We start from the raw sequence: 23348 nt of genomic DNA, 5'->3' as shown, positions 1-23348 counted from the left end.
TCGATCCGTGCAACCAATTGCGGAGCCGTCGACAATTGACATTCACAGTTGGCTATTTGATAGAACGCCTGGAGTAAGCAAGCAATCGCAGGGCGTTAAAGACGACGATCAAAGTGGAGCCCTCATGCATCGCTACTGCAACACCAATACTTAAGCCAAAAATGGTCGCAGGTACCAGGAACGCAACGACGCCCAAGCTGATGAAGACGTTTTGCCGGATGACACTTCGAGTATGCCGACTCAAGTCGACCGCGAAAGGAAGATTCTTCAGATCATCTGCCATCAAAGCCACGTCGGCAGTCTCGAGGGCGACGTCCGAGCCCGCAGCGCCCATGGCAATGCCCACCGTGGAATTGGCCATCGCGGGAGCATCATTGACTCCATCTCCAACCATTGCAACCTTTGTTGTTTGGCGAAGTTTGCGAATGGCTTCAACTTTATCCTCAGGCATCAGATTGCCCCAGGCCTCGTCCAGGCCGACTTCGCCGGCCACTGCATCGGCGACCTTCTGATGATCACCGGAGATCATGATCATTCGGGTGATCCCGATATCACGCAGCTCCTGTAGTGCTCCCTTGGCATCGGCCCGTGGCGTATCCATCAGTCCGATTGTCCCCAGATCGCGCTGACCATGCCGTACTACCATCGTGGTCCTGCCGCTTTCACGCAGTTTCTCAACAGCGGATATGGTTGCTCCATCTAAGGCGGGGACGTCGTCGCTGCCGAACATCTCCAACTTGCCAATCCAAGCAGTTTCGCCAGCGATGGTTGCGGTAACGCCGCGGCCAGTCAGGCTTTTGATATCCAGCGCGCTTGGTGGGTTCTGAGAGGAGCCCAAGTGTTTCTTCGCGTCTCGTGTGATCGCCGTTGCCAGAGGGTGGTCGCTCTGCGATTCGACTGCCAGCGCAACATTGAGGAGTTCTTCGACTGCAATCCCTTCGGCCGGGATGACATCGGTGATGCGAGGCCGTCCTTCGGTCAGAGTACCCGTCTTATCAAATGCGATGGCACTAAGAGAACCAAGTTCTTCGAGTGGTGCGCCGCCTTTGATGAGAACGCCACTGCGTGCAGCACGAGCAATGCCTGACAACACGGCGCTAGGCGTGGCGATGGCGAGCGCGCACGGGCTTGCTGCGACCAGAACCGCCATCGCGCGATAGAAACTATCCCGGAAGGGCTCGTCGACGACGACCCATGCGAACAGCAGAAGGAATGCCAGGGCAAGAACGGCCGGGACAAAGACACGCTCGAACTTGTCGGTGAAGCGTTGCGTAGCCGACTTCCGTGTTTCTGCCTCACTCACCATCTTGACCACTCTGGCCAACGCAGATTCACTGGAGCGACGTGTTACCTCGATCTCAATGGCGCCGGCGCCGTTGATTGTGCCTGCGAACGCCTTGGAGTCGCTCGGCACTCCATCTGGTCGGGCGCGGGCCCAGTCGACGTCTTCGACTGGGCGCTTATCGACGGGGATGCTCTCCCCGGTAACTGGGGCTTGGTTAATCGCAGAGTTGCCAACAACGATAAATCCGTCTGCTGGCAGGCGTTCGTTCGGGCGCACCAACACAACGTCGCCGACTCGCAGCTCCTCGACCCGGATTTCCGTAATCTGCCCGTCTCTACGTACGGAGGCTACTTCGGGGGCCAACTTGGCCAGGGCTTCGATCGCGCGCTTTGCCCTGCCCATGGCGTAGTGTTCTAGTGCATGCCCCAGGCTGAACAGGAACAGCAGAAGCGCGCCCTCTGCCCACGATCCCAACGCTGCGGCGCCGGCCGCGGCGACCAGCATCAGCGTATCGATTTCGAAACGCTTGAGCCGAATATTGTCGACGGCTTCCCGGACAGTGTAGAAGCCACCGAAGAAATATGCCGAAATGAAGCACGCCATGGGAAGCCAGGCTGGCATGCCAGCAACGAATCTTTCAATGACCCAGCCGATGCCCAGGAGTGCGCCACATAAGAGAGAAAAGATCAGCTCTGTATTGGCGCCAAGCATGCCGCCATGTTCATGAGAGTGCTCAGTATCCTTTCCACCATGTTCGGCGTGACTCGAGCCATGGGCATGCGAGTGCTTATGGGCGTCGCCATCCGTATGGGAGTGCTGATGATCGTGTGTATCTTCTTGTTCCTCTGCAGGAGGAGAATTTTCGGCCGCAACAGTTTGATCAAGAATCTTCACACCCAGGCTCTTCAATGCAGCCGTGAGTTTCGGTATATCGCACTGTTGACGATCAAAATCAACATGCAAGCTGCTCGTGGTGGCGACGTCTGCGGCTAACACGCCAGGTAGCTTTTGCAAATGGTCTGCAACAGTTCGGGCCCGCCGTTGATGGTTGATTCCGCTGACCTTCCAGACTATGTGTGCATAGCGCTCAGAAACCTTTGCGCCTGCAGCGGTCACGATTTCTCGAATACGACCAAAGGGTAACTGCGCGGTGTCATAGTGGACGCACAGCTGTGACACTCCGGCGCCACGAGGCGGACGGACATGGACATTAACTACGCCGGCCTGTGTTCCGATTTCGTCGATGAGGCGTCGAACACAGACGTCATTTGCATCTTCAACATCTGGGAGCAAAACGGGAATATCGAGGCGTAGTTTTGTTGTCATGATTACTCTTGGCGGTGATTCGTGGCCTAAGCCGTTAAAAGGGAGGAGCTTTCCGCGCTACAGTTACGTGGAAGACGTTCCGCATTGGCCGCAAAACTTGGTGCCAGACGGCATTCCGCTACCACACTGAGTACAAGCGATGGCTGTTAGGCCGCTGCCACACTCGTGGCAAAACCTGGCGCCAGGACTGCTGACGGTGAAGCACCGCGGGCAGCTAGTGCCGATCGGAGTGGCACTCCGTCCGCGTCCAGTGGGGGGCGGGCTATACCTGCTGTGACCGCCGTGTTCGCTACTGCCATATTGATTGTTGTTGCCGTGGTGGCCGGTATCGCCATGCCGGCGCTTTTCGCCATGGTGGCGTCCGATTATTTTGCGAAGAAAACTCACGTGTACTCCGTTATAAAATGAAGACGCCAAATGAACGGCTTACATGACGTCATTGAAAAATCCCGCCTTCTAGATATCAGACCCATTACGTATGACTAACGGGCGAGTGCCTGAAAGGTCGCGGAGAAATCTGAGTGGCAGCAGCCACCAAAGCGAGAAGATCAACACTCCGGTCCCCATAGCGAACCAGACGCCACGAAGATGGCCGAAGACTTGCGAGACGACCAGGTTGCTCGCTAAGACGAGCGCAAACGAGAGTGATACCGCGCCGCATAACATCTGGCGTGAAGCTAGCGTCTTGAAGCGTGAACGATCCCGGAGAGGACGTAATATCCGATGCTGCACTGCCGGGGCGGCAAACAGAACTAGGCTAGTTAGTGAGCAGCAGAATGTGGCCAGGAATATCCACTTTTCTGATTCAACGATCTGTGAGAATCCGCTGTTAAATGGCAGCGTAATGAGGAACGCGGTCAGTAACTGGGCAGCGGGTAACAGGACGCGCAATTCGTTGAGAAGATCGGAAAGATCTCCGTCTCCTTCAAAATCTTCGCGATCTTCCTCAGTATGGGATGAAGTCATTTTTCTGTTTCAGTCGCAAGTGGATTACCCGTGGCGGTGGGGTATTGAAATAGATCTTACCGAGGCAATATCGAGAAAAAGATTGCGTAGCTATTACAAGTTTGTAATCTTTTAACCTCCGTGGTCGTGACCCGGAGCAGATCCGAACAGCAAGTTATCTATGCCATCGCATAGGCAATGCAGGGCTGTGAGATGCACCTCCTGAATATGCGCTGTGCGTTCATGTGGAACGCAGATATGGATGTCCAGCGGTGTGAGTAATCTGCCTAGCTGACCACCGCCTCTGCCAGTGAGCACAACAACTTGCATCCCCTGTTGATGGGCCTCCTGCACAGCTGCGAGGATGTTTTCGGAGTTTCCGGACTTAGAAAAGACCAACAAGAGGTCTCCGCTGCGACCTAAAGCCTGAACCTGCTTGGAGAATATTTCCTGATTCCCATAGTCGTTGCAGATTGCGGTCAGGATTGAGGTATCAGTGGTGAGCGAGATGGCAGGAAGAGGTTTGCGTTCGCGCTCGAAGCGACCTACCAGCTCTGCCGCAAAATGCTGACTGTCGGCGGCCGAGCCTCCGTTGCCACAGGAAAGAATTTTCGAACCCCGGGCCAGCGTAGCTGATATTGCTTTAATGGCATCGAGAATGGGCTCTTCAAGAGACTGGACTGCATCGATCTTGAGTTGAGCACTCGCGTGAAAATGCTCGGCAATTCGAGACTTCTCCATGTTGATTCTCCCCCGGTATCGACCATAAAGAAGGTTGGAGAAATGCAGAAATGAATGATTCCAAGATCATTTATTAATTTTCTGTCAGATTTGATCTCGAGTTTGGTTGAAGGCACTGACGCGATGCTTTCCATCTGGCTGTTCTCTGTCCGCTACGCGTCTCGCAGCTCTAGGAGCCGGCCTTCGCCAGTGGCTGGTTGAACGTCACTGTCCGCGGCAAATACGGACGTCCGTTTATTCTGCGTAGTCCGTTGGAGAAGTCTTCGCTGACAAAAGCGTCACTCATGATGTCCCGAGACGACGAGTAGTAACGAGATTCGACCTTGAGTAATCCCATGATGGTGTGTTCAAGATGGTCCGTTTGATAGGGGCGATTTTCTAGAATTGCTTTGTCGACGGCGCTCTTTCCTGAGAATGACCTGGTCCAGAGAAGCATGGGGATTTCATAACCGGAAGGATCAGCGACCGATTGACCTGCATGATCTCTCGTGTGACCTACTTCCTGGCCGTGGTCGGCACTAAAGAGCAGGCTTGCCGCCCCGGGGGCAGATGCCATGGTGCTCTTGATCATGCTTGCCACGACGAAGTCGTTGTAGGCAATCGCGTTGTCATATTCGTTGCGCAACTGTCGGATCCAAATTGAGCGTCCTGCAGCTGAAAGCTGTTCTGCGATAGCATCATCGACGTCGTTGAACTTGGCGTATGACGATGGATAACGCATGTCGTAGGTGGGGTGGGCGCCAAGCAGATGCACGACAATGAGCTTCTTGGAGGCCGGATTGGCTAATGCGGCTTCAAGTCCAGGCAATAGGTTTCCGTCGAAATTGTTCTCTCCGCGACCGGCGCCCTTGTTGATGAATAGCTTCTCATCTGCACGCTCTGAGACAAGACCGAGCCAGCCGTCATTCGGGACCTGATTGGAAATCCAGAATGTCTTGTAACCAGCCTCCTCAGCTAACATTAAAACATCAGGCTTGCTATTCCACGCGTCAGGGGAAACAAGATCGGCAGGCGTGAACATCTTCATCAGCGACGACATGGTAGCCGGTTCGGATGAGATCACATCTTTGAAGACGATCAGCTGGTTTCGCATTGCGTCCAGCATAGGGGTGGTTCTACGACCATAGCCATATAGCGACATATTGCTGCGATTCGTGCTTTCCCCGATTAACCAAACAACCGTGTTGTTGGCTGGGCCGGTGTACTGTACCTTCCACTCGGATCGTCGTGCCATATTGCGGGCAACGATTTGCTGCATGTCTTGTGCCTGCTTTAGCTGGCTACGATAGTCCATGTATCGAATTGGCCAGAACAAAGCAGGATTTTCTTTCGCCATCGTGGGATTGAAATGCAATGCCAGGAATGCTGTTAGCAGAAGCCCTATGCTGATGAAGCCGGACCTGCGCAGCGTGTTCAACGGCAAGCGTGCTTCCCTGAAGGATAAGCATTTCTCGAACCAGAAGATCCAAGCGCCGACGAACAAAAAGATTCCTCCCGCCTCCGCCAGCTTCCGCCAGTTGTGCAGGAGGAACTCGTTGGTCTCGTCGGGATTAGTGTTGAAAATTGCGTGCAAAACGAGAATCGGATTCGGCCGAAGGCCGAAGTAGTCGCGCAAGAATCCCTTCAAGGCGGCGTCGAAGAAGAATAGAGAAATGATTCCTAGACTAACAACAGTCAGCCACCGCGGGCGCCAACGGAAATAGGGGACTGCGATAAATATACCGGCAATTCCGGGCAGGCTGGTGGACATCAAGACCGTGCTTTTGGCGAATTCGTTGGCACTGATCATGCCTAGCATCCAAAAGGCAGCAAGCCCGCCAATGCCCAGGAGCAGCCGATATCCAAGTCGTTTCAACTTAAATTACTCTCTAGAATGATGGGAGGTGACGAGCGCCCATTGCCTCGCCGATGGTAGTGGTCAGACGCCTTTGGGGCGCATGATCTTGGCTTCTTTGAAGAATGTAAGGCTGAAGATTGTCCGCTCACCTTGGATGCTCTTGACGGCCGCTTCGCCGCCGTGCAACGTCATGATTGAGCGTACGATCGCCAGCCCGAGTCCACTGGATCCGCTCGCACTGCTGCGCGACGGATCTGCCCGATAGAAGCGGTCGAAGATTCGCCCAACGACGTCGGGAGGGATTCCCTCTCCAGGATTGGATACTGTCAGGATGGTCGCATTACCTACGTCCGTTGCTTCAACCCGGATAATGCGCTCCTCAGGTGTGTATCGGATTGCATTGGAAATTAGATTGCCAACTGCCCTGCGCAAAAGCATCGGGTCGGCGAAAATCTCTCCTGTTCCGCCGACGACAATCCGGACCTTCGCTTCTTCAGCAATACCTTCGAAGTAATCTGCAATCTTGGCCAATTCGTCTTCGACATTGAGCATCTGAGGCTTCACGGCGACATGGGCGTTTTCTGCCCTCGCCAGGAACAGCATGCTTTCCATCATCCGCGCCAAGCGCTCATATTCCTCGATGTTGGAGCTGAGTAGGCCCTGATACTCTTCAATAGATCGTTGCTTACCCAGAGCGACTTGCGTCTGCACCATCAGGTTGTTGAGCGGGGTGCGTAAATCGTGCGCCAGATCTGCTGAGAACTGCGTCAACTGCTCAAAGCTACGATGTAGGCGGTCCAGCATCGCGTTGAATGATTCAACGATGTCGTGCAGTTCCTTGGGGGCCGAGCGGATGTCTAGCCTGGTGTCGAGCCGATTTGCCGAAATCGCATGCGTCTGTGCGGCCATTAACCTCAGCGGTCGAAGTCCGCCGCGAACAAGGAAGAAGCTCAAGAGCGTTGCGAGAAGCGTACCGATCGACGCTGCGTACCATACCTCCGTACGATATTCGGAAAGCAGTTCCATGCGGTCAGAAGCAGTGCGCGCCACCACCACTATGGTTTCCTCGCCGGCGCTGGTCTTGGGCTTACTGGCGATTAGACGTGCGCTGGCACCGTCTAAGTCGATGCTTTGAAGGGCATTGACTTGAGTTGTTTTGAGACTGTTGAAGAGTGGTGTCCCCACTCCAGATCGGCCAACATAGTTCTTTAAGATGGTGGCGCCGGAGGAATCTGTGATGAGTACCAAGAGCTGGTCGTGGCCGCTAATGGTATCCAACATGGCATGCTTATTTCCCCTGATGCTTTCGATTGAGCCTGCTTCTTGTACCAAGTGATCAATCGAGCGGCTCTTGCCTATAAGCTCTTCATCGTCTCGACGCTCCAGCTGAACGTATAACGAGTGGTAAAGATAAGTGCCAACAGCCGCGAATGTGATAATCGCCACTAGTGCAAATAGAGCCACTAGACGTGATGTCATCGAAGCTGGGTTTCTGGAGTTCAATTTCGCGCCTCAAACACGTAGCCCATGCCCCAGGCGGTATGAAGCAGTTTGCTCTCGAAGCCGTCGTCAAGTTTCACGCGTAGTCGGCGCACGGCGACGTCGACGACGTTGGTATCGCTGTCGAAGTTCATGTCCCAGACTTGCGAGGCTATTTGAGGCCGGGAGAGCACTTCTCCTGGGCGGCGAATCAGCATGTGAAGTAAGGCAAATTCTTTAGCGGTCAAATCGATTCGCTGCCCATCCCGCGTAACTTTGCGCCGAAGTACATCCAGCTGCACGCCGGCATATTCGATGATGTCAGATTCACGGCTCGGGCCGCGGCGTAGCAACGTTCGTACCCTTGCGAGCAGCTCCGTGAACGCAAATGGCTTGACCAAGTAGTCGTCGGCACCCAGTTCTAAACCCTTCACGCGATCCTCGATTTCATCGCGAGCAGTGAGAAAGAGCACCGGCGTATCGTGGGTGCGGCGCAATTCTCGCAAAATGTCCCAGCCGTTCATGCCTGGCAACATCACATCCAGAATAATGAGCTTGTATTCCAGCGTCTGTGCGTTATGCAGGCCGTCAATTCCTGATTGCACCCAGTCGACAACAAAACCCGACTCGGTAAGGCCACGGCGTAGGTAATCCCCAGATTTTGGTTCGTCTTCTACCAGCAAGATGTGCATGATTTGGTTCCTCGAATACGTCGATATTCTGACCGAGCCTGCCGCTGCATTCATTACAAATCTGTAATAACTCAGCAATCTTTCTGTTCGGACCTCCTCCGTAGAATTCATTCCAACGATGCGCCACACAAGGAGTTGGCGGTCGAAACCGCCTGGATCAGGCGATCTTTTGAACTACCATTCTAGGAGTAATGACATGAAAGCAACCCAAATTCTCTTCGGCGCCATGGTTACCGTTTTGTCGGTGTCCGCCTTCGCGCAATCGACCGTCAAGACCGAAGCCGAACGCGATCAAGCGAACCTGAGCGCCCGCAACAACTACCCGGTGATCAAGTTCGAAAGCACCAAGACCCGCGCCGATGTGGTGGCCGAGCTGGAAGCTGCACGCCTGGGTAAGCCGGTTCAAGCCGCTGCCGAAAAGCCGAACGTCGCCGGCAGCCCGGCCCAAAGCAAGGCCTTTGACTTGCCGCTGTACAACGGTGCATAATCGCCGCCGATTAATGGCCATGTTGCACATTAACCTCATAGCTGCCGATCGGGACGGTCGGTAGCTATAATCCTTCAGACCATGCGCTCATTCATTATCTTGCTTGCTTTGTTGTTGCCGATGCAGCTCACTTGGGCAGCAATGGCATCGTATTGCCAAGGGGAAAATGATCGTGTGCCCACCCATGTCGGCCATCATGAGCATCCTTCGGTGAAAGCCGATAAGCATGCTGGTACTGAAAAAACTAAGGCGGGCGACAACGACGTCGGCTGCTCTCTGTGCCACTTTTCGTGCATGAAATCGGTGCAGGTCTACAGCTCGAGCGTGATTGTTCCGCCGGCGGTCGAACAAAAATCGCATTTAGGCTACTCTCCGCATCCCACCTCCCATATCGCCGACGGGCCCGATAAGCCCAATTGGCAGCTCGCCGCTTAACTCGGCGAGGACAATCCACACACAACTGCACTCGCCGAATTCCCCTTCTTAACACTGGAGAATTCGATGTATCGGCACAGCTTTTTGCTGGCGCTGGCGCTTCTTGCAGCCAGCACTAGCCACGCGCAATCAACGGCGCCTGGAAACACAGAACAAATTCAATCCTATACGGCTTCATCCCTGGTGAAAGAGCCGCGGTTGTTGTCGCTCCCAGCAGCTATTAACTTGGCGTTCGATCAGAACAAGGGTCTGGCCGCGGCGCGCAAAGAAATCGAGGCCGTCGAGGCGACCATCATTCAGGCCGGCGCGCGGCCGAACCCTGAGTTCTCGGCTCTGCTGGAGGACACACGTAAGTCCACCAGGACCACGACCTATCTGATCAACCAGCCAATCGAATTGGGTGGTAAGCGCAGTGCCCGTATCGAAGCGGCCCAACGCGCGCGCGACATGGCCTTGCTCGGATACTCGGCCAAACGCACCGAGATTCGCGCAGGCGTCGTTGCCGCTTACTACGACGTGATGGTGGCCACGGAGCGCCAGCGTCTGGCGAAGGAGTTGCTGGGTCTGGCGAAGACCGCAGCAGATATGGCCGGACGTCGGGTGACGGCCGGGAAGATCTCTCCTGTCGAGCAAACCAAGGCCAAGGTGGCCGAAGCCAGCGCGCAGCTCGAGCTCAATCAAGCTGACAGCGAGTTGATTCTGGCTCAGAAAAAACTGGCGATGTTCTGGGGATCTGTGGGCAATGAATTCCAACTCACGGACGGTGGGGTCGAGACGCTGCCGGAACTGCCGGCAATCGCCCAACTGACCGAAAAGGTTGCCATCGGTCCCGCGGTCAAGCTTGCGCAGCTTGAAGTTGAACGTCGCCGTGCGCTTGCCAAGATCGAGAGTAGCAAGCGTATCCCCGATGTGAATCTCACCTTCGGCAACAAGCGTGATGAGTCGGCCGCTAGAAATATGTGGGTGGTCGGTATCTCTATGCCCATTCCCGTCTTTGACAGCAACAAGGGTAACGAACTCGAAGCCCTGAAGCGTGTTGATAAGGCACGCGACGAATTGTCCATCGTTGAAGTGCAGATGCAGAGCGAGGCCGCACAGAGCTTCGAGCGCCTGCGCAATGCCAGGGAAGAGGCAGCCGCACTGCGCGGTGAAATTGTTCCCGGAGCACAAAGCGCCTATCAGGCAGCACGAACAGGTTTCGAACTGGGAAAGTTCGGATACCTGGACGTGCTTGACGCGCAACGCACCTTCTTCCAAGCCAAAGCGCAGTACTGGAAAGCGCTTTCCACGGCATTCCAAGCAGCCGCCGACCTGGATCGTCTGGCCGGCACTGAGACACCTTCAGCTGAGTGAGATTAAACATGACCAAGAAGCAAAAGCTCGCCATCGCGGCGATCATCGCCATCGCCGCACTGTTGTCCGGCGTAACCCTGATGAAGGGGGGCAGCTCGGGCGGGGGCGGAGAAAAATCGTCTGCGCACCAAGAAGAAGGTGGCCATAAGGACAATGAGCACCACGGCGAAGACAAAAGTAGCGAGCATAAGGACTCCGCCGAGCATGGTGATGGCGAGCACCACAGCGCCGCACCCAGCAAGGGGCCGCATGGAGGCTCGCTCTTTAAGGTAGGCGCTTCATCCTTCGAAGTATTGCTGTCTGAGAGCGATGGCGCCCTGGTGGTCTATCCCTATCAATCTGATACACCACTTTCCCCTACTGTCGTGAAGTTGGCGGCAACGCTGACCCGACCAGGAAAGACGGCTGAGAAGTTGGAGTTCCAGGTAGAGAAGGACTCTCTGAAGGCGACTACGCCGGTCGAAGAGCCGCATCTGTTTGACATCAAGTTCGACGCATCGACCCCCGCTGGCTCGCACCAGTTCACCCTTTCCAAAGAGGAGGGGAAGATCGAGTTGAACAAGGAGCAGATGGCATCGGCTGGCATTCAGGTAAAGACGGCCGGCGCGATGAAGATGAACAGCAGTTTGCAGCTGCCGGGTGAAATCCGATTCAACGAAGATCGCACCGCCCACGTCGTCCCCCAAGTCGCCGGTATCGTGGAATCCGTTTCTGCGAACCTCGGCCAGAAGGTGAAAAAGGGGCAGGTACTGGCTGTAGTCATCAGTAGCGCTATTTCGGAACAGCGCTCGGAGTTGTTGAACGCTGAGCAGCGCCTCGCCCTGGCAAAGACCGCTTATCAGCGAGAAAAGGGCCTGTGGGAGCAGAAGATCTCTGCTGAACAAGACTATCTGCAAGCACAGACAACGCTGCACGAAGCAGAAGTCGCAGTGCGCAACGCGCAGCAAAAACTTCGTGCTATCGGAGCTTCGCCTTCTTCGGGTGGTTTGAATCGCTACGAAATTCGTGCGCCCTTCGATGGCACGGTGGTCGAAAAGCACCTGGGTCTTGGTGAAGCGGTACGAGAAGACGCAAATGCGTTCTTGATTTCTGACCTCTCCAGCGTGTGGGCAGAGATCATCGTTACGCCCAAGGACATGCAGATCGTGCGTGTAGGCGAAAAGGTCGTTGTACGCGCCACCGCCTTTGACTCGAGCGCCAGCGGGAAGATCTCTTACGTTGGATCCCTGATCGGTGAGCAAAGCCGAACCGCGAAAGCTCATGTCGTTCTGCCCAACAAAGATGACAGCTGGCGTCCAGGTCTGTTCGTGAACGTTGAAGTCGTTTCGGACGAAGGCCAAGTGCCGGTGGCCGTGGCTGCTGATGCAATCCAGACCGTCGATGAAAAGAGCGTCGTGTTCGTGCGCATGCCAGGTGGATTCGCAGCGCAGGAGGTCACGCTCGGCCGCTCCAATGGGAAGTTCGTGGAGATCAAGTCCGGTCTGGACGCAGGTGTCGAATATGCCGCTACCGGAAGCTTCGCCATTAAGGCTGAGTTGGGTAAGGGCACCGCAGAACACGGCCATTAAATCTGGCGTTTTCGAGAAAGACGACAATCATGTTTGAACGAATTATTCGCTTCGCCATCGAGCATCGATGGCTGGTCCTGCTCGCGGTGCTCGGGATGGGCGCATATGGTGTGTACAGCTATCAGAAGCTGCCCATCGATGCGGTACCGGATATCACTAATGTGCAGGTGCAGATCAACACGGCCGCACCAGGCTATTCTCCATTGGAGACCGAGCAGCGTATTAGCTATCCGATCGAGACAGTAATGTCCGGCCTGCCCAATCTGGAGCAGGTCCGATCCATGTCGCGCTACGGCCTGTCTCAGGTTATCGTGGTGTTCAAGGACGGCACCGACATCTACTTTGCCCGCCAGCTCGTTAATGAACGCATTCAGCAGGCAAGAAGCCAGCTTCCGTCAGGGATCGACCCTGGAATGGGGCCTATTTCGACGGGTCTTGGCGAAATCTACCTGTGGACGGTCGAGGCCAAGGACGACGCGCGAAAGGCGGACGGAACGCCCTATACGGCCACGGACCTGCGAGAGATCCAAGATTGGGTCATCAAGCCCCAATTGCGCTTGGTTCCGGGCGTCACCGAAATCAACACCATCGGTGGCTATGCCAAGGAATACCTGATCGCTCCTTCGGCTGAGAAGCTGGCGTCCTATGGCTTGACAATGGATAGCATCGTCAAGGCTGTAGAGAAGAATAACAACAACGTCGGTGCCGGCTATATTGAGCGCCGCGGCGAGCAATACCTGATTCGTGCGCCAGGGCAGGTGGGCTCTATCGAGGACATCAGCAACATCATCCTCTCCAACGTGAAAGGTATCCCCATCCGTGTGCGCGATGTCGCCAACGTAGACATCGGTAAGGAGTTGCGTACGGGTGCTGCGACCGAGAACGGTCGTGAGGTGGTGCTGGGTACGGTCTTCATGCTGATCGGCGAGAACAGCCGTAAGGTTTCGCAAGCGGTCGACAAGAAGATGCAGGAAATCAACCGTACGCTGCCCCAAGGCGTTGAAGCTGTCACAGTCTACGATCGTACCGTTCTGGTCGACAAGGCGATTGCAACGGTGAAGAAGAACCTGGTCGAAGGTGCACTCCTGGTGGTGGCGGTGCTGTTTGTCTTCCTGGGGAACATCCGGGCGGCGATCATCACGGCAACCGTGATTCCGTTGGCCATGCTCTTTACCTTCACCGGTATGGTGTCCAATAAGGTGAGCGCAAACTTGCTCAGCTTAGGCGCACTCGACTTCGGCATCATCATTGACGGCGCCGTCGTGATCGTGGAGAACTGCGTCCGGCGACTGGCTCATGCACAGGAACACCACGGTCGCACATTGACTCGCAGCGAACGATTCCATGAAGTTTTCGCTGCGGCCAAGGAAGCTCGCCGGCCGCTGCTGTTCGGCCAGATCATTATCATGATCGTCTACCTGCCGATGTTTGCTCTGACCGGCGTCGAAGGAAAGATGTTTACGCCGATGGCATTTACGGTCGTTGCGGCCCTGATCGGCGCAATGATTCTGTCGGTGACCTTCATTCCTGCAGCTATCGCTCTGTTCATCGGTGAAAAGGTCGCTGAAAAAGAGAATTTCATCATGGTGGGGGCGAAGCGGCTGTATGAGCCGATGTTGAAGGTCATCATGGAGAACAAGGCAGTGGTTCTGACCTTTGCCGCTGCACTGATCGTCGTTTGCGGCGTGGTGGCTACCCGTCTTGGGTCGGAGTTCGTGCCCAGCCTGAATGAAGGTGATATCGCCATTCAGGCACTCCGTATTCCTGGCACCAGTCTGACGCAGTCCATCGAAATGCAAAAATCGATCGAGAAGACTCTGGTGAAGAAATTCCCGGAGGTGGAGCGAGTCTTTGCTCGTTCTGGTACTGCGGAAGTTGCGTCCGATCCGATGCCGCCTAACATTTCTGACGGCTACATCATGCTGAAACCTGAGGCTCAATGGCCTGAGCCGAAGCGGACGCATGCGGAGCTGTTGACTGCTATCCAGGAAGAAGTCGCGAAGATTCCGGGCAACAACTACGAGTTCTCGCAGCCAATTCAGCTGCGCTTCAATGAGCTGATCTCGGGCGTGCGAAGCGACGTAGCAGTAAAGATCTTCGGCGACGACATGAACGTGCTCAACGAGACCGCCGGTAAGATTTCGGCTGTCTTGGAGAAAATCCCTGGCGCTACCGAGGTGAAGATCGAGCAAACGACCGGTCTGCCGATGTTGACTGTCAACATCGATCGTCAGAAGACCGCGCGTTATGGCCTGAATGTCTCCGACATTCAGGACACGATTGCCACGGCCATTGGCGGTAAGGAAGCCGGAACCCTGTTCCAGGGCGACCGTCGATTCGGCATTGTCGTCCGTCTGCCTGATAACTCCCGGACAGACCTGGAAGCCATCCGCCGGTTGCCAATAGCGTTGCCGCTGCAGGACGGAAACACCAGGACCAGCTATGTTCCATTGGGTGAGGTTGCTGCGCTGGACATCGCCCCGGGACCGAACCAGATTAGCCGAGAGGATGGTAAGCGCCGTATTGTGGTTAGCGCCAACGTCCGTGGCCGAGATCTGGGTGGCTTCGTGGCAGATGCAGAGCGCCAGCTGCAGGCCCAGGTCAAGATCCCCACTGGCTATTGGACCACCTGGGGCGGGCAGTTTGAGAACTTGCAGTCTGCTACGCAGCGTCTTCAGATCGTGATTCCGGTGGCCTTGTTGATGGTCTTCGTGCTGTTGTTTGTCATGTTTAACAACGCCAAGGACGGTATGTTGGTGTTCACCGGTATCCCATTCGCGCTCACCGGGGGCATTCTTGCTCTGGCGCTGCGCGATATTCCGATGTCGATTTCGGCGGCAGTTGGTTTCATCGCGTTGTCAGGGGTGGCGGTGCTGAACGGTTTGGTGATGATTTCCTTCATTCGTAGTTTGCGTGAAGAAGGTCGGTCGCTGGATCAGGCGATTCATGAAGGGGCGATGACGCGTCTTCGTCCAGTGCTGATGACCGCGCTGGTTGCGTCGCTGGGCTTTGTTCCGATGGCACTGGCTACTGGAACGGGCGCAGAAGTGCAACGTCCGCTGGCGACTGTTGTTATCGGCGGCATTCTGTCTTCGACCGCGTTGACGCTGCTGGTGTTGCCGCTGCTGTATAAGTTGGCACATAACAAGGACGAAGATGAGACACCGGCAGAAACCGGCACACGTCGACCGTTCTGGAAGTTCTGGGCAAAACGTTCTTCCACCGCAAACTAAGAGGAAAAAATGGGACAAGGACATTCGCACGTTCCTCCGCAAGGAGGTAATGAAAGGGCGCTGAAGATCGCACTGGCTCTGACGTCGACGTTTCTGATTGCAGAGGCCGTTGCGGGTGTTCTTACCCAAAGCCTTGCGTTGATCTCCGACGCTGCACACATGCTGACAGACAGTGCAGCGTTGGCGATCGCTCTATTCGCAATCCGGATCGGCAAGCGACCGGCAGATGCGAAGCGCACTTTTGGCTATGCACGTTACGAGATCCTGGCCGCGCTTTTCAATGCGGTTATGCTCTTCGCAGTGGCAATCTACATCCTGATCGAGGCATACAAGAGATTTACGTCACCTCCCGAGATTCAGTCGGGGGCTATGCTTGTAGTGGCCGTTCTGGGGCTGATTATTAATTTGATCAGCATGCGCATGTTGACGTCGCGAAAAGATGAAAGCCTGAACGTTAAAGGGGCGTATCTGGAAGTATGGAGCGACATGCTGGGATCGGTGGGCGTCATCGCAGGTGCGCTGATCATCCGATTCACCGGTTGGGATTGGGTAGATACCGTCATCGCCGTAGCGATCGGTCTGTGGGTGCTGCCGCGTACATGGACGTTGCTGAAAGAGAGTATCAACGTTTTGCTGGAGGCAACACCTGCACACGTGAATCCCGACGAAATCCAGGAAGCAATCCTGGGAGTTGAAGGAGCTCAATCAATTCACGATCTTCACATCTGGTCCATCTCGAACGACAAGGTGAGTTTGACTGCTCACGTTGTCTACGACCCCCGCACATACAACATCGAAGTACTCGGAAAGATCCGTAAGTTGTTAGCTGAAAAATTCGACATTCATCACGTCACCATTCAATTGGAAGACCTGCCATGCGAGCAGGCGGCTGAACAGCACACCTTTTCTCCGATCGGTAAGGAGGACGAAAATGATCATCAACACTAGCCGTTGGCTCAAACTATCATTGATAGCCACATTAGCAACTTTGATTTCTGCTTGTGCGACCCCCGCACGTGACACCGTGCCGTGTACGATACTGCAGCAGCACGCGCGTTGTGTCGCGGTTCCGGTGCATGACGATGAGCATGAAGATGAGGCCAAGGCGCTGACGCCGGCGCCGGAGGGATTCGGCTATCTCTACATAACGAGGCCATATGCGCAGCAGCGTAGCGTCAAGGCTAAGTTGTTTGTGAATGATGTATTTCTTGCGGAGCTTGGGCCGAAGAGCTTTGCTCGCATCAAGATTCGGCAAGGGGTGTACCGGATCAAGATCACCGCCGAAAAAACCGAAGACGTCTTTATTTCGGTAGGAATGAAGAAGGAGACGTTCTTGGAATATCAAATTGCAGAGCACTTCTTTTCGACGGAACCCAGTATCAAGCTGGTTAGCAAGGAGCGAGCGAAAGAAAGCATGCAACCACTTGATATGGTGGTTTCACGGAACGACTGAAATCGCGAGGAGTTAAAGAGGGAGGACGCATTAATGCGTCCTTTTTTTTTGGATCCAAAATTATTACGCAATCGTAATAATTTAGTTCGATTTTGGTAATTGGTGCCTCTCTACAATGAACTCATCGTCAAAACGATATTTCACCCCAAAGGAGGTTCACCATGAAGTTCAATTTTTCCAAGGCCGCAATTGCCGCAACCCTGCTGATGTCCTTCGCCGGCGCCAATGCCATCGCTCAAGTCGCAGACCCGTTTGGCACTCCCGCCAATAGCGCGATGCCGGAGCGCGAAATCGCCATGAGCAATTCGACCAAGTACGTCAACGTCGCTCAGGGCGAAGTCGTGAAGTTCGTCTCGCACGGCAAGAGCTTCACCTGGAAGTTCGATACCTTCGGCATGCAGCCGTTCTCGTTCTCGAAGATCGCCCCGCAAGGCTTTGACGGAGCCAACGCAACCGTCTACCTGGGCACCAACCCGCTGTACCGCGGCCATTGATCGGGGGCCTTGCCGATATTGGCAAAGACTATTCTGATACCGCTGCAGTGCGCAGTATCAGGACGGCCCGTAGTCCAGGATGGTTGTTCGAGAGTTCCAAGGAACCACCATGTAGTCTAGCGACAGACGCCACCAGGCTGAGGCCCAAGCCGACGCCTGGTGTTGATCTGCTAGCATCGCCGCGATAGAAGCGTTGCTGCACTTTGGGCAATTCAGTATCAGGAATGCCGGGACCATTGTCGCTCACACGTACCAATAGGCGGCCGTTGTCGAGCTGTACACAGCTCAGTGTTACCTTCCCGCCGATCGGGATAAATTTCAGAGCGTTATCGATCAGATTGGCCACGGCTTGTGCCAACAGCAAAGCATCGCCTTTTATGTGCAGTGGGCCAGAGGGGCGATGATCAATAATCTTTCCGGTGGACTCTGCCAGTGGCCGGTAAAATTCGCAGACATCCGCAACGACCGCCGCTGCATTCATGGTGGAGAAGCCCGCTCTTCTAGCACCAGTGTCGATTTCGACTAGCCGCAGTAGGGCATTAAAAATTGAGATGACGCGGTCGACGTCTTCGATAGCCCCTTCAATTTCCTCGGAGTTTTTTTCCTGTCGAGCAAGATCTTCCAAGCGGGAACGTAGTTCTGCCAATGGTGTTCGTAGATCATGGGCAATCGAGTTAGATGCGTTGATGACCCCCTTCATCAGTTGCTCAATCTGATCCAACATGAGATTCGCGGTCTTAGCCAGGCTTGCCAATTCGCTTTCGCCGCCATGATGTGGCAAGCGGTGCGTGAAATCTCCCTGCACGATGGCCGTAGCAGCCTGATCGATGTCTTTGACCTTGGCAAGAAGGCTACGTCGAATCGCAACGCCGCCTACTATTCCGAGAAGAATAATGATGGTCCCGGAAGCCGCAAGGCCGCCGATGAACATATTTTCGAGTAACCGGTATCTGTTAATGTCGTGAGCGACCAGCAGATGAAATCGGCCATTCAGGATGAGATGTCTGGCAAGGATCCGGGTATTGCTGCCATTGATGTCGACGACAAACCTCCCGCTGGAGGCAACCGTACTGATTTCAGTTGGCCAGGAGGGAAGATTGCCCGCCAGGCGCTGCATGTTCTGGTCGGTCAGCAGCACAATGTCTTCGGAGCCGCCGGGGATCGCCCCAACCCGGGAATCGATCCGCTTGCTCAACGCATCAACTCCTTCTTCGTCATACACGCGCTGCAATCTCTCGCTGTCAGCGTGCAGGATATGGCGCCAGTCCTGCTCGACAAATTCCTGCCATGCATACCAAAGTGGTGTGGCAAAGGCAGCAAGCGCCAAGAGGCTGAATACGACGTAGCAGCTGGCGACAGTTCGAGCGGAGAACTTAAAGAGCCTATTCATCGGTAAGCATGTAGCCGGCGTTTCGAATAGTCTTGAGCATGGGCGGCAGTGAGTCGATATCTAGTTTCTGCCGTAACTTGCTGATGTGCACGTCGACCACGTTGGTCTGCGGATCAAAATCGTAATCCCAGACATTCTCTAAGAGCATCGTGCGTGTGACCACTTTGTTCGCATGACGCATCAGATACTCGAGAAGGTGAAATTCCCGCGGTTGAAGCAATATTGCCTTTCCGTCCCGGTAGACCTTGTGCTTCATGATGTCCATGTGCAAGTTACCGACCACGAGATACGTTCTCTCGGTCAGCTCCCTGGATCTCCGGATGATAGCTTCCACACGGGCCAATAGTTCACCAAACGAGAACGGCTTGATCAGGTAATCGTCTCCGCCACTCTGCAGTCCTTTAATCCGATCATCGACCTCTGCCATGGCGCTGAGAATCAAGATCGGAACGTTATTGCCCGTTTTTCGAAGAGCTTCAATGATACTCAGTCCGTCGATGCCTCCCGGAAGCATGCGGTCCATGATGATGGCTTCGTAAGGTGTGCTTGCGGCAAGCAGCATCCCGTCACGACCGTTGTCGGCGTGATGGACCTCGTATCCTGACTCAGAGAGTCCTTTTTTTAGGAATAGCGCTACGCGCTCGTTGTCTTCGACGATCAGCAGTTTTATCGCCGTCATGTTTCTAACGCAGAAAATTAACCCAGTCTTTGAGAGCGCAGCGGACGCATTTCTATGCAGACCAGACGAATCCAGAAACGCTGCAAGACTGGTGAGATTTGTTGAGGGGGGCATGGAAAAAAGGGAGATTGAATCTCTACTTTTCTATCCAATGCGTAGCTGGAAAACTGTACCACGCCATCAAAAATTAGCCGATGACTCCGCGGAAATATTTGAAAATAATTTGATGGAAAAGAAAAAAGGCTTGCGTGGGCAAGCCTTTCTTTTACCGATCCAACATCGCGACCAACCCGCGATGTCGGTGGTGAGTATTGCTTAGAACTTGTGACGAACGCCCACAGCCACCAGAGTCTGGCTGGCATCAGCGCCGCCGGTAGCAGCATTGCCGGTCGCATCGCCATACACGCCGCTGTTGGCCATGTCCGAAGCACGGATGTTAGCCAGGAACGCGTACAGGTCGGTGCGCTTGGACAGCCAGTAGTCGGTGCCCAGGCTGATTTGAGTCAGCTTGCCCTTGGAGGACGAGTTGAAGTCAGCACGGGTGTGAGTGACGGCGCCCAGCAGCTTCAGATTCGGGGTCAGGGAGTAGGCGGTACCGACTTCATAGATGTCGGCCTTGTTCGCGGAACCCAGGGTCTTGGACGGCAGAGCGGTCGGGCTGGCGGTGTTCAGATCTTGCTTCACGCGGTTGTAGTTTGCATACACGCGGGCCGGGCCGAATTGATAGCTGGCTGCAACGTTCAGCACCTTAGCTGCGCTGTTGCCGGAGTTGTTGACGTCGCCAGCGTTGGTTGTGCCGATCAGCAGCGAAGTGTCGGCCGGGGTTGCGCCTTGCTTCGATTGGAAGTAGTTGATACCCAGACCCAGCGGGCCATTGTCGTACTTGCCGCCGATGCCGAATGCTTGGCCAGCCGAAGTGCGGCCAGCCTGTTCGCCGAAGCCGTAGAACAGGTTGCCGGTGAAGCCGCCCATGTTGTTGGTGGTGTAGCTCACGGAGTTGTTGCTACGGGTACCTTCCAGGCGGTCCAGGTTATGGCCAACGGAGCCGGTCATGAAGCCGAAGTCGGCAACAGAGGTCAGGTAAGAGATGGAGTCAGCGAAGTCGGTTTGACGACCCAGCAGGACGGTACCGAAGCCGCCGGCCAGACCGACGACGGACTTACGACGGAACAGAGTGTTGGTAGTCTTGGAGTCATCCAGGGCGCCGGTGTCGTTCTTGAAGCCGGTTTCCAGATTGAAGACGGCGCTCAGACCGCCACCCAGATCTTCAACACCCTTGAAGCCGATACGCGAACCTTGAATCACCGCGGAGTTCACGCCGAACTTGCTGCCGGTGCCGTTAGCAGTGCCGTTGACAGCCTTGCTGGTGTACACGACGCCAGTATCGATAATGCCGTAGATGGTAACGGAGGAGGTTTGCGCCTGAGCAGCGCCGGCGAACGCGCCGAGCACAGCCAGTGCGAGCAACGATTTCTTCATGTGTCTTCCTTCTAAAATGGTCTTGAGAATCCGCACGTTTGACGGATGTTTGAACATTACGTGTTCCTCTTTTCTACCAACAGCGCGTTTGTAAATATAAAAAAAAGTCTGGTTTTGGTCGGGCGATTGATTCTGGATTTGTTGTATTTCTTCATCTGTCGAATTTGCTTCGGAGTTTCATAGGGTGGCTCGCCATATGAATGTGGCAGCAGCGCTATCCGAAAAAAAGCCGGCAACAACATGCGTTGGTGCCGGCCAAAAAAGAAACCACCCAAATCAAAACCGAGCGGAATCAGGGAGAGTTACACTAGGTCCGCGATGATGTTCCTCAATCGATATTGACGCTGGCGATAATTACCTTCTGGACCATCGAAGCTTGAATTTACGTCGGCAAACAGGCGTGAAATTAAGTCCAATGTCACGCGTTGTTCGGCATTTTCGATCAAGATCAGGCGCCTTTTGCTGCGAGCATGGAGTTTGCTAATGTCGACTTCGATGCAATGGCCCCAGTCTGCGTGGCGCACATCTACGAGAACGGCCTCGGATTTGGAAAGCTTAAAAGCAGCGGCCAGATCAATTCTGGCTGAGAGGAATGGATGAGACTTCCTTAATTTAGTCGTCAGCGATTTAGCGATTTCAACGGCCCATGTTTCGGAACTGTTTTTTGCAGAAAATCTTGAGGCGGCTATCAAGGCTTCGTGATGACCTTGATCCGCCGCTTTTTTCCACCAAGAGAGTGCGTGGATGTCATGCATCGGACCATCGCGTCGAGTACGCCAGAGATACTGACCGTAGTCGAATTGAGCCTGTGCAAATCCCATCTCGGCACTGCGGTTTAAATATTGGCGAGATAGAGAGAGATTGCGTTGGAAGTACTCTGCCTTGGCGTAAATCATTGAGAGCCCGTGCCATGCTTCGGCAACATCTCCCTTACCGGCAGCATTGAGCCAAGGGACCGCGGCTAAATAGTTCGCCTGCCCGTGTGCAGGGAATATCCGTTGACAACCGTGGTCGAGGCGCGCGTGGAGCATCCCAAGTCGGTATTGCGCTTCATGATTATTTGAAAGAGCAGCAAGCTCCAACAGTCTTCTGGCATATGAGAGATCGGATACTTTGCGCTCCAACAAGAGCTGAGATTGCCTCAGGAGTAAGGTAACCTCATTTTCGGATAGCGAAAGTAATGCGCACTGGGGAGAGGGATCGCGAAGATAGCGAAGCTGCGCCTCATGATCCTTAAGTAGGCACTTGATCATCGGCGCGGCGTTCTCGGAAAAACCGACGTAGTCACCTGCCTTCCAGTACTTCTCCAGTAACGAGTATTGGGCTTCTGTCACGCCGGCTAGCGCTGCTTGCCTGGTCCAATGTTCTTTGGCTTCTTTCAACGGCGGCGCCAGATGAATTTGATCGCCGGCGCCATGGTGCTGGTCATCTTCGAGTTGCGCAAGATGCTTGGCGAGAAGCCATTGGGCCTCATGATTATTTCGCTCAGCTAGCTGCTTCAGTACGTTGACCGCCTTGTCTTTGGCCTTATGACCAAAATGACTGGAATTCTCAAGTACTAAACGTGAGAACACTATGCCAGCTTCGAGCACGCCGGAATCGAATGCGCGTTCATACCATGCCACCGCCTCATAGGGGCGCGACATTGTGCTGCGCACTAGATCATATGGAACGGCGCGACCTATCATCGTCCAGGCCTCGGTCAGGCCTTGTCTGGCCGCTCGTTCCAACCAGTAGAATGCAGTTTCAGTACTCTGCGGAAGGCTGCCGTTGCCCAAGTAGTAGCGGGTTCCTATGGCCAACTGTGCGTCGGCAACACCAGTTCGAGCGGCTTTAAGAATGGCAAGGTCGTCGCGGGCCGCCATTTTATCGACCACCCACGGGATCGTCGTTTGGGCGAGAAAGTGTTTGCGGCGATGACATCATGCTGCTCCGTGTATGTTCATAGGGAACGTGCTCGGAGAACTAGATTTGCACCTTGCGATGATGAATCTTTGCGTAGAAAATCATCAACCTGGCAGTCACAAATCGACGATCAGGAGCACCGATTTTTCAACGGATGTTAGCCAGCGATGGTGATCTGCGAATGCCTTTGGAAGATTAAATGTTGTTAATGTAAATGGCCGGAAAGCCGCTATAAATATAGGTTTTATCGAAGATTTCCCTCTATGAAATTAAGCTTGGAAGCAGATTGAGTCTGACTTGATGGTGATTTCAGTGAATTTTTTTTGAAGATTAACGATCCTTAATAATTGGGCGATGAAGAGGCCGATTTTGAGTCGTAAAGTCAGCACGTAATGAGGCACATCTGCCACAGCTGGTTCTGCTTCAGAATGACTAGGTTGGAGAAAAATTTGTAATTTTTAGTCGTATTGGCCTATGCTCCCGCGTTCGAAATTTCGAGAAATTACGAGGCGGCGGATGCAGCGGAATCTACCGGCCGGAAAGTGGCCTGTCAGGTCTTAGAGGAGT

The 23348-nt window shown here is 54.4% G+C and carries 20 protein-coding genes; 9 read left to right on the top strand and 11 right to left on the bottom strand.

The features are described from left to right. Positions 1–52: 52 nt before the first annotated feature. The 7 genes from ACLRDN_RS26750 to ACLRDN_RS26720 form a co-directional block, all read right to left on the bottom strand. Complete coding sequence (locus tag ACLRDN_RS26750; protein ID WP_413460492.1) at positions 53–2611, bottom strand: heavy metal translocating P-type ATPase; 2559 nt, start codon at positions 2609–2611, stop codon at positions 53–55. Between the two features lie 63 nt (positions 2612–2674). After that, positions 2675–2998, bottom strand: a complete 324-nt coding sequence (locus tag ACLRDN_RS26745) for a zinc ribbon domain-containing protein (RefSeq protein WP_165774441.1) — start codon at positions 2996–2998, stop codon at positions 2675–2677. A gap of 69 nt (positions 2999–3067) precedes the next feature. After that, a complete protein-coding gene (locus ACLRDN_RS26740) occupies positions 3068–3577 on the bottom strand; it encodes a DUF6328 family protein (RefSeq protein ID WP_050470579.1) in 510 nt (169 codons plus the stop codon). Positions 3578–3688: 111 nt separating this feature from the next. Then, a complete protein-coding gene (locus ACLRDN_RS26735) occupies positions 3689–4297 on the bottom strand; it encodes a phosphoheptose isomerase (protein ID WP_077238426.1) in 609 nt (202 codons plus the stop codon). A 169-nt stretch (positions 4298–4466) separates the two neighbouring features. Further along, complete coding sequence (locus ACLRDN_RS26730; protein ID WP_254427095.1) at positions 4467–6086, bottom strand: phosphoethanolamine transferase; 1620 nt, start codon at positions 6084–6086, stop codon at positions 4467–4469. A 129-nt stretch (positions 6087–6215) separates the two neighbouring features. Continuing rightward, positions 6216–7613, bottom strand: coding sequence for a heavy metal sensor histidine kinase (locus tag ACLRDN_RS26725; RefSeq protein ID WP_050470582.1), 1398 nt, complete (start codon positions 7611–7613; stop codon positions 6216–6218). A 20-nt stretch (positions 7614–7633) separates the two neighbouring features. Next, the gene (locus tag ACLRDN_RS26720; protein WP_050470583.1) at positions 7634–8305 is read right to left on the bottom strand and encodes a heavy metal response regulator transcription factor; all 672 of its coding nucleotides are present in this window, start codon (positions 8303–8305) and stop codon (positions 7634–7636) included. A 196-nt stretch (positions 8306–8501) separates the two neighbouring features. Here ACLRDN_RS26720 and ACLRDN_RS26715 point away from each other — a divergent pair, with 196 nt between their 5' ends. The 8 genes from ACLRDN_RS26715 to ACLRDN_RS26680 all read left to right on the top strand — a co-directional run bounded on the left by ACLRDN_RS26715 (position 8502) and on the right by ACLRDN_RS26680 (position 17328). Continuing rightward, positions 8502–8792, top strand: a complete 291-nt coding sequence (locus ACLRDN_RS26715) for a DUF4148 domain-containing protein (RefSeq protein ID WP_050470719.1) — start codon at positions 8502–8504, stop codon at positions 8790–8792. 81 nt (positions 8793–8873) lie between these two features. Then, a complete protein-coding gene (locus ACLRDN_RS26710; RefSeq protein WP_077238424.1) occupies positions 8874–9227 on the top strand; it encodes a cobalt transporter in 354 nt (117 codons plus the stop codon). A gap of 66 nt (positions 9228–9293) precedes the next feature. Continuing rightward, positions 9294–10580 carry a TolC family protein gene (locus ACLRDN_RS26705; RefSeq protein WP_077238423.1) on the top strand — a complete coding sequence of 429 codons (1287 nt, stop codon included), beginning with the start codon at positions 9294–9296 and terminating at the stop codon, positions 10578–10580. An 8-nt stretch (positions 10581–10588) separates the two neighbouring features. Beyond that, positions 10589–12148, top strand: a complete 1560-nt coding sequence (locus ACLRDN_RS26700) for an efflux RND transporter periplasmic adaptor subunit (protein ID WP_061286712.1) — start codon at positions 10589–10591, stop codon at positions 12146–12148. A gap of 29 nt (positions 12149–12177) precedes the next feature. Continuing rightward, positions 12178–15381 (top strand): CusA/CzcA family heavy metal efflux RND transporter, encoded by a 3204-nt coding sequence (locus tag ACLRDN_RS26695; protein WP_288067481.1) that lies wholly within the window; start codon positions 12178–12180, stop codon positions 15379–15381. Positions 15382–15390: 9 nt separating this feature from the next. After that, positions 15391–16329 carry a cation diffusion facilitator family transporter gene (locus ACLRDN_RS26690; RefSeq protein ID WP_077238421.1) on the top strand — a complete coding sequence of 313 codons (939 nt, stop codon included), beginning with the start codon at positions 15391–15393 and terminating at the stop codon, positions 16327–16329. Then, positions 16313–16834 carry a DUF2846 domain-containing protein gene (locus tag ACLRDN_RS26685; RefSeq protein ID WP_077238420.1) on the top strand — a complete coding sequence of 174 codons (522 nt, stop codon included), beginning with the start codon at positions 16313–16315 and terminating at the stop codon, positions 16832–16834. Before ACLRDN_RS26690 ends, ACLRDN_RS26685 begins: the two co-directional genes overlap by 17 nt. Positions 16835–16995: 161 nt before the next feature. Next, entirely contained in the window at positions 16996–17328 is a 333-nt protein-coding gene (locus ACLRDN_RS26680) for a CzcE family metal-binding protein (protein ID WP_050470471.1), read from the top strand. Between the two features lie 28 nt (positions 17329–17356). Here the strand turns inward: ACLRDN_RS26680 and ACLRDN_RS26675 are convergent, their stop codons facing one another. Both ACLRDN_RS26675 and ACLRDN_RS26670 read right to left on the bottom strand, forming a co-directional pair. Further along, on the bottom strand, positions 17357–18718 hold the full coding sequence (locus ACLRDN_RS26675; protein WP_077238419.1) for a sensor histidine kinase: 1362 nt from the start codon (positions 18716–18718) through the stop codon (positions 17357–17359). Then, on the bottom strand, positions 18711–19388 hold the full coding sequence (locus tag ACLRDN_RS26670) for a response regulator transcription factor (protein ID WP_050470477.1): 678 nt from the start codon (positions 19386–19388) through the stop codon (positions 18711–18713). The genes ACLRDN_RS26675 and ACLRDN_RS26670 overlap by 8 nt, the downstream gene beginning before the upstream one ends. A gap of 121 nt (positions 19389–19509) precedes the next feature. Between ACLRDN_RS26670 and ACLRDN_RS26665 the strand changes: the two genes are divergently transcribed. Then, on the top strand, positions 19510–19716 hold the full coding sequence (locus ACLRDN_RS26665; protein ID WP_139347284.1) for a hypothetical protein: 207 nt from the start codon (positions 19510–19512) through the stop codon (positions 19714–19716). Here the strand turns inward: ACLRDN_RS26665 and ACLRDN_RS26660 are convergent. Together ACLRDN_RS26660 and ACLRDN_RS26655 are read right to left on the bottom strand one after the other, a co-directional pair. Beyond that, entirely contained in the window at positions 19713–20876 is a 1164-nt protein-coding gene (locus ACLRDN_RS26660; protein ID WP_050470468.1) for a porin, read from the bottom strand. The genes ACLRDN_RS26665 and ACLRDN_RS26660 overlap by 4 nt on opposite strands. A 302-nt stretch (positions 20877–21178) precedes the next feature. Beyond that, the gene (locus ACLRDN_RS26655; RefSeq protein WP_077238418.1) at positions 21179–22753 is read right to left on the bottom strand and encodes a tetratricopeptide repeat protein; all 1575 of its coding nucleotides are present in this window, start codon (positions 22751–22753) and stop codon (positions 21179–21181) included. Positions 22754–23348 lie beyond the last annotated feature (595 nt).

It is taken from the genome of Herbaspirillum huttiense (assembly GCF_047300815.1).
Classification (GTDB): domain Bacteria; phylum Pseudomonadota; class Gammaproteobacteria; order Burkholderiales; family Burkholderiaceae_D; genus Herbaspirillum; species Herbaspirillum huttiense_A.
Note: the sequence above shows the minus strand (reverse complement) of the source record. Positions and strands in the feature narration are given on the sequence as shown.

Bases quoted from the DNA above. Each gene is read 5' to 3' on its own strand.
- ACLRDN_RS26710 (WP_077238424.1), top strand. From the start codon at position 8,874: ATGCGCTCATTCATTATCTTGCTTGCTTTGTTGTTGCCGATGCAGCTC.
- ACLRDN_RS26740 (WP_050470579.1), bottom strand. From the start codon at position 3,577: ATGACTTCATCCCATACTGAGGAAGATCGCGAAGATTTTGAAGGAGAC.
- ACLRDN_RS26730 (WP_254427095.1), bottom strand. From the start codon at position 6,086: ATGATCAGTGCCAACGAATTCGCCAAAAGCACGGTCTTGATGTCCACC.
- ACLRDN_RS26720 (WP_050470583.1), bottom strand. From the start codon at position 8,305: ATGCACATCTTGCTGGTAGAAGACGAACCAAAATCTGGGGATTACCTA.
- ACLRDN_RS26685 (WP_077238420.1), top strand. From the start codon at position 16,313: ATGATCATCAACACTAGCCGTTGGCTCAAACTATCATTGATAGCCACA.
- ACLRDN_RS26700 (WP_061286712.1), top strand. From the start codon at position 10,589: ATGACCAAGAAGCAAAAGCTCGCCATCGCGGCGATCATCGCCATCGCC.
- ACLRDN_RS26680 (WP_050470471.1), top strand. From the start codon at position 16,996: ATGAAGTTCAATTTTTCCAAGGCCGCAATTGCCGCAACCCTGCTGATG.
- ACLRDN_RS26750 (WP_413460492.1), bottom strand. From the start codon at position 2,611: ATGACAACAAAACTACGCCTCGATATTCCCGTTTTGCTCCCAGATGTT.
- ACLRDN_RS26695 (WP_288067481.1), top strand. From the start codon at position 12,178: ATGTTTGAACGAATTATTCGCTTCGCCATCGAGCATCGATGGCTGGTC.
- ACLRDN_RS26735 (WP_077238426.1), bottom strand. From the start codon at position 4,297: ATGGAGAAGTCTCGAATTGCCGAGCATTTTCACGCGAGTGCTCAACTC.
- ACLRDN_RS26675 (WP_077238419.1), bottom strand. From the start codon at position 18,718: ATGAATAGGCTCTTTAAGTTCTCCGCTCGAACTGTCGCCAGCTGCTAC.
- ACLRDN_RS26715 (WP_050470719.1), top strand. From the start codon at position 8,502: ATGAAAGCAACCCAAATTCTCTTCGGCGCCATGGTTACCGTTTTGTCG.
- ACLRDN_RS26660 (WP_050470468.1), bottom strand. From the start codon at position 20,876: ATGAAGAAATCGTTGCTCGCACTGGCTGTGCTCGGCGCGTTCGCCGGC.
- ACLRDN_RS26705 (WP_077238423.1), top strand. From the start codon at position 9,294: ATGTATCGGCACAGCTTTTTGCTGGCGCTGGCGCTTCTTGCAGCCAGC.
- ACLRDN_RS26665 (WP_139347284.1), top strand. From the start codon at position 19,510: ATGGAAAAAAGGGAGATTGAATCTCTACTTTTCTATCCAATGCGTAGC.
- ACLRDN_RS26690 (WP_077238421.1), top strand. From the start codon at position 15,391: ATGGGACAAGGACATTCGCACGTTCCTCCGCAAGGAGGTAATGAAAGG.
- ACLRDN_RS26725 (WP_050470582.1), bottom strand. From the start codon at position 7,613: ATGACATCACGTCTAGTGGCTCTATTTGCACTAGTGGCGATTATCACA.